At 66.1% G+C, this 5,539-nt stretch carries 5 protein-coding genes; 4 read left to right on the top strand and 1 reads right to left on the bottom strand.

Annotated features, from left to right (window positions below; genetic code table 11):
* From Q0H50_RS08190 to Q0H50_RS08180, 3 genes are all read left to right on the top strand, one after another.
* Positions 1 to 932: amidohydrolase (locus Q0H50_RS08190; protein WP_294421279.1), on the top strand; the 932-nt coding region annotated here is incomplete at its 5' end.
* Between the two features lie 121 nt (positions 933 to 1,053).
* On the top strand, positions 1,054 to 2,310 hold the full coding sequence (gene glp / locus Q0H50_RS08185) for a gephyrin-like molybdotransferase Glp (RefSeq protein WP_294421276.1): 1,257 nt from the start codon (positions 1,054 to 1,056) through the stop codon (positions 2,308 to 2,310).
* A gap of 25 nt (positions 2,311 to 2,335) precedes the next feature.
* Positions 2,336 to 2,833 carry a MogA/MoaB family molybdenum cofactor biosynthesis protein gene (locus Q0H50_RS08180; protein WP_294421275.1) on the top strand — a complete coding sequence of 166 codons (498 nt, stop codon included), beginning with the start codon at positions 2,336 to 2,338 and terminating at the stop codon, positions 2,831 to 2,833.
* Between the two features lie 313 nt (positions 2,834 to 3,146).
* Here the strand turns inward: Q0H50_RS08180 and Q0H50_RS08175 are convergent, their stop codons facing one another.
* Positions 3,147 to 3,782, bottom strand: a complete 636-nt coding sequence (locus tag Q0H50_RS08175) for a zinc ribbon domain-containing protein (protein WP_294421273.1) — start codon at positions 3,780 to 3,782, stop codon at positions 3,147 to 3,149.
* Between the two features lie 522 nt (positions 3,783 to 4,304).
* Here Q0H50_RS08175 and alr point away from each other — a divergent pair.
* Positions 4,305 to 5,539: alanine racemase (alr, locus tag Q0H50_RS08170; RefSeq protein WP_294421271.1), on the top strand; the 1,235-nt coding region annotated here is incomplete at its 3' end.

Raw genomic sequence — 5,539 nt, 5'->3', positions numbered from 1 at the left:
TCACCGAGGAGACGGGCCTTCCCTTCGCCTCCGAGAACCCCGGCGTCATGCACGCATGCGGCCACGACGCGCATATGGCCATGATGCTCGGCGCCGTGCGCATCCTGCGCGATGCCGCCGATTCGCTGGCGGGCGAGGTGCGCATCATCTTCCAGCCCGCCGAGGAGATCTCCATCGGCGCCCTTTCCATGATCGAAGCCGGTGCGCTCGACGGCGTGGACGCCATTTACGGCGCGCACATCTGGAGCGAGGTGCCCGCCGGCACCGTGTCCTGCGCGCCCGGACAGCGCATGGCGAACACCGATTGGTTCCGCATCGACATCGACGGCGTCTCGGCGCACGGGTCCATGCCGCACAAGGGCGTGGACGCCGTGGTCGTCGGCGCCGAAATGGTCACGGCGCTGCAGGTGCTGGTCAGCCGTGATGTTTCCCCGTTCGAACCCGTGGTGGTCACCGTGGGCGAGGTCCATGGCGGCCAGGCGCGCAACATCATGGCTGGCCACGCGTGGCTCACCGGCACGGTGCGCACGTGGTCCGAGGGCCTGCGTTCTGAGGTGCCCGATCGCTTGGAGCGCATCGTCAGCCGCATCGCCCACGCGTTCGGCGCGAAGGCAAGGTTCACGTTCGAGCCGGGCAACGCCGGGCTTGCCAACGACCCCACGTGCGCCGAGGTGGCCCGCCAGGCGGTGATCGACACGCTGGGCGAACAGGGCGTGGCCGACTACCGCGGCACGCTGTCGGGCGAGGACTTCAGCGAATACCTCCGCATCGTGCCGGGCGTGTTCTGCTTCGTCGGCACCAGGAATCCCCAGGTGGGAGCCGATCATCCGCAGCACAGCTGTCACTACACCGTCGACGAGGACGTGCTGGCCAAGGGCAGCATGGTGGCGGCCCAATGGGCTTGCCGTATGCTCTCGGGCGCCCAGGAGTAGCGACCCGCGGTTTTGCGCGCTTCTTGTCCTTTGCGATGGCCTTGTCGATATCCGTGCCGTTTTATTCGGCAAGCGGTATAATGCAGTGGTTCAATATCACTCGCAATCGAAAGGACATGCCATGCCGGAGATGATCTCGGTCGAGCAAGCGCGTGACCTGGTGCTATCTCACGTTTCGCAGCTGCCTGCGGAAACGGTTCCCGTGTTGGACGCGGCGGGCCGCGTCGCCGCCGTCGACCTGAAAAGCGATATCGACATCTCGCCGTTCGCCCATGCCGCCATGGACGGCTTCGCCATGCGCGCCGCCCAGCTGCAGTCTGCAAGCTCCGAATCGCCCGTCGAGCTGGACGTCATCGCGGAGGTCGCCGCCGGCGACACCTTCGAGGGCGACATCCCCGAGGGCGCATGCGTGCGCATCATGACCGGCGCGCCGCTGCCCGCGGCCGCCGATGCCGTGGTGAAGTACGAGATCGTGCGCAACGTGGAAGGCGACGGCCGCCCCGGCAGCCGCGTCGCCTTCGAGGCCCCCGCCAAGCTGCGCGGCAACGTGCGCGAAGCGGGCGAGGAGGCGCGTGCCGGCGAGGCCGTCGTTCGCGCCGGCGAGGTCATAAACGCTGCGGGTGTGGGCTTTCTGGCAGGTTGCGGCGTGACCGAGGTTCCTACTCCGCGCCGCCCGCGCGTCGCCATCATCTCCATCGGCAGCGAGCTCGTGCCGCCCACCCAGGTTCCCACCGCGGGCAAGATCCGCAACTCCAACGGCTATGCGCTGGCTGCCGCCGCGCGCGCCGCGGGCGCGCTTCCCACCATGCTGCCCATCGTGGAGGACTCGCTTGAGGCCTTGAAGGTGGCGGTGCTCGAAGCGGTGCGCGAATACGACTTCGTGGTCACCAGCGGCGGCGCCTCCGACGGCGACTTCGACTTCATCAAGCCCTGCGTCGAGCAGACCGGTCAGCTGCTCATGACCCGCGTGAACATGCGCCCGGGCAAAGCTCAAACGTTCGGCCTGGTCAACGGCACGCCCGTGTTCGGCCTGCCGGGCAACCCGGCTGCGGCGTACTGCGGCTTCGAGATGCTCATCCGACCGGCGCTGCGCAAGATGCAGGGGTATTCCAACCTGCAGCGCCCGCTTGCGAAGGCGCGTCTTGCGCGTGACGCGAAGAAGGGCGATACGCGCCGCATCTACCTGCGCGCCACCATCACCAAGGACGCCGATGGCGCCTATACGGTCGAGCCGGCGAAGAACCAGAGCTCGGGTTTGTTCGGCGTCATCCAGCGCAGCAACTGCCTGGCCGTTTTGCCCGAGGGCGGCGAAGGCCGCACGGAGGGAAGCCTGGTCGAGTGCATCCTGCTCGACGTCAACGAGGACGTGTGCCTGTAACCGGCACATATATAAGGAGGAACCAATGACCGAACACGATCACGCGCCCGCGCCCATCACGTTCGCCATCATCACCTGCTCGGACACGCGCGGCATGAAGCATGACACCGCCGGCGCCGCGCTCGAGCAGCTCATCGCCGACAACGGCTGGGTATGCAAAAGCCACGTGGTGGTGAAGGACGAGGTGCCGCAGATCAGCGCCGCCATCGTGGAGGCGTGCGACACCATCGATGCCGACGTCGTTCTGACCTGCGGCGGCAGCGGCCTGTCGCTGCGCGATGTCACGCCCGAGGCCACGCAGGCCGTGTGCGACCGCAACGTGCCCGGCATCGCCGAGGCCATGCGCGCCCACAGCCTGACCATCACCCCGTTCGCCATGCTCTCGCGCGCGTTGTGCATGCAGCGCGGCACGCACCTGGTGGTGAACCTCCCGGGCAGCGAGAAGGCCGCCCGCGAGAACTGGGACGGTATCGTGGCCGCTCTTCCGCACGCCGTGAAGATGATGGCCGGCGGCGGCCACTAGCAGCCGGCGGCGACAAGATCGCTTCGCAGGCCGCCGGACACTTGGGGACGTAGACTTATCTGTCAACTTCCCGCACTGCCGATTCGGTCAGCTGCTAGTTGGAGGCCATGTGCATAACGGGGGCTCCCGATTGCCGCGGTGCAAAAAGCAGCGGGTCCTGCAGTTCGATTTGAACTGCAGGACCCGCTTTGCGTTTGGGCGTGCGCTACGTTGCGGTGCCTTTTTGCGCTCGGATGCGCTACGTTGCGGCGTTGCCTTGCGTTTCGCGTTTTGCGGAGCGTCACGTCGTTTCGCCTGGTGAAGAACCTTGCGCTTACTCGTCCTTCTGAGCAACCAGCAGCAGGATGCCGGAGACCATGTTCAGGAACAGCAGGGTGCAAACGCCAAGAGCGACGGTGTTGGGCTTTTTGCCTTTATAGACGCCCCAGGAGCGAACGGTCATGGGAATGCCCCAAGCCAAGGGGACTAGGCCGAAGCCGAGCGTTCCGATGCCGACGATTGCAATGAGAACCAGGGACACGACGTTCATGATGAACGCGATCAGGCGCAGCGTCTGGTTGCTTCCCTCCACAACGTACGTTTTCTCGGGCATGGGAACGCCGTAAGGCGGCTGCGGCGCGGCGTACGGTTGCTGCGGTGCGGTGGCGTAAGGCGATTGCGGTGCCGCAGGTTGCTGAGCGGCAGCATATTGCTGCGGGGCGACGGCCGGCTGCTGGGCGACCGGCGGAACCGGGACTGCAGGCGGGACCGGGGCTGCAGTTGCAGCGGGCGCAGCAGGCGGGACCGGTGCGGCGGGCGCAGTAGGGGCTGCGGGAGGCTCGGGCGCTGCGGGAGGCTCGGGTGCGGCAGGCGCCTCAGGTTGCGGCGCGGCGGCGTTCAGGGGCGTTCCGCAGTTGCCGCAGAATTTCGCATCGGCGGCGTTCTCGGTTGCGCAGTTGGGGCATAGCATGGCGGTACTCCATTTCTCTTGTCCCGGGCGGGCCTTGCGAATGGATTGATTGCGAACCGCTGCCAGCCCGTAAACCACTTGTGCTTATTGTAACTTATCGGTGCAGTTTTTATGGACGTCTCCAATGAAAAGCGTTGCATAATCCCGTTAAGCGCAGGGGAGTGGGGCTCGATAGCGCGCGCTGCGAAAACACGTCGCAGGGCGGCTCCTTGCACGGCCGGGCTTCCGTTGCCCGGACTTAAGAATGACCGGGCTTCCGCTACTCGGGTTTAAGGATTTGAGCGGATGGTTCGTTTCGATTTCCGGACAGATAACCCTCCGTCCCCAAATGTCCGGCTTCGGCTGTTCTGCCCGCTTGCTGCCGGTATCTGCAGGCTTTGCGCAGAAGCGGCTGCCGGTTTCGCCAGTGCTATACTTGTGTCCGCTATACGGGAGACCCGTCGCGCGTCGCGGCTTCGCTGCGAATCGGCATCGCCGACCTGCGCATTCGGGCAAAGCAATGGTTTCAAGAGGGTGCAGAACATGGCAGACAATACTCAGCTTCCCAACGGTTTCACCGGTTTCGCGTTCCGCAAGCCGGCGGGCGGTACCAGCGCGGCGGACGCCATCCGCGAGCGCGAAGCCCAGCGCGCGGCCCATGCCGGCCAGCCTGCGCCTGCGCAAGCGCCTCGCCGCGGTGGGGTGAACGGCTTCCTGACCGAGCGCGAAGCGGCATCCGATGCTGCCAACGAGGTGCGCGGCGCATTCCAATACAACCGCGACCATGAGGAAGCGGCCGCTTATTCCGCAGACGGGGAAAACCCCGAGGGCCGCGTGGAGTTCGACCCCGAGAAGCTGGCCACCATCCCCGAGAAGGACCGTCGTTGGGCCTGGCTTGAGATCGACCTGAACGCCATCCGCCACAACGCCTCCGCCGTCAAGAAGATGATCGGTTCGGGCCGCCATATGATGGCCGTCGTGAAGGCCGACGCATATGGCCACGGCGCGGTGCGCGTTGCGAAGACTGCGCTGAACTCCGGCGCCGATTACCTGGGCGTCGCCACGGTCGACGAGGGCATCAAGCTGCGCGAAGGCCTGGTCAACGCGCCCATCCTCATGCTTGCCGAGCCGCCTGCCAGCGCCATCCCGCTGCTGCTTGCCTACAAGATCATGCCGGCGGTGTACTCTCCCGAGTTCGCCATCAAATATGCGGAGGCCGCGGATTCCATGGGCTTGCGCGCGCCGTACCATCTGGCCATCAACACGGGCATGAACCGCATCGGCGTGCGCTGGGACGAAGTGGTGAACTTCATGCACCAGATCGGCTTCCATCGCGCGCTTGAACTCGAGGGCGTGTTCACGCACTTCGCCACGGCGGATTGCCCGGAAACGCTCGACTTCCATATCCAGGCGAAGCGCTACATCGAGGCCGTTGAGGGCCTGCGCGCGGCGGGCATCAACCCCGGCATCGTGCACTGCGCGAACTCCGCAGCCGCCATCCGCTACCCCGACGTGCGCTTCGACATGGTGCGCCTGGGCATCGGCCTGTACGGCTACCAGCCCTGCCCTGAAACCACGCCGCTCATCGAGCTGCGCCCGGCTATGAGCGTGCACGCGCGCATCACCGACACGCGCCTGGTGCCCATGAGCGAGGGCGTCAGCTACGGGTTGAACTACCGTAGCCCCGGCAGCGTGAAGATCTGCACCGTTCCCGTCGGCTACGGCGACGGCCTGCGTCGCGGGCTGTCAAGCCGCACGGACTTCCTGGTCGACGGCGT

It is taken from the genome of uncultured Senegalimassilia sp., assembly GCF_934632265.1.
Classification (GTDB): domain Bacteria; phylum Actinomycetota; class Coriobacteriia; order Coriobacteriales; family Eggerthellaceae; genus Senegalimassilia.
The sequence above is the reverse complement of the archived record's forward strand: the minus strand, read 5'-3'. Positions and strand labels throughout refer to the sequence as shown.

Bases quoted from the DNA above. Each gene is read 5' to 3' on its own strand.
- glp (WP_294421276.1), top strand. From the start codon at position 1,054: ATGCCGGAGATGATCTCGGTCGAGCAAGCGCGTGACCTGGTGCTATCT.
- Q0H50_RS08180 (WP_294421275.1), top strand. From the start codon at position 2,336: ATGACCGAACACGATCACGCGCCCGCGCCCATCACGTTCGCCATCATC.
- Q0H50_RS08175 (WP_294421273.1), bottom strand. From the start codon at position 3,782: ATGCTATGCCCCAACTGCGCAACCGAGAACGCCGCCGATGCGAAATTC.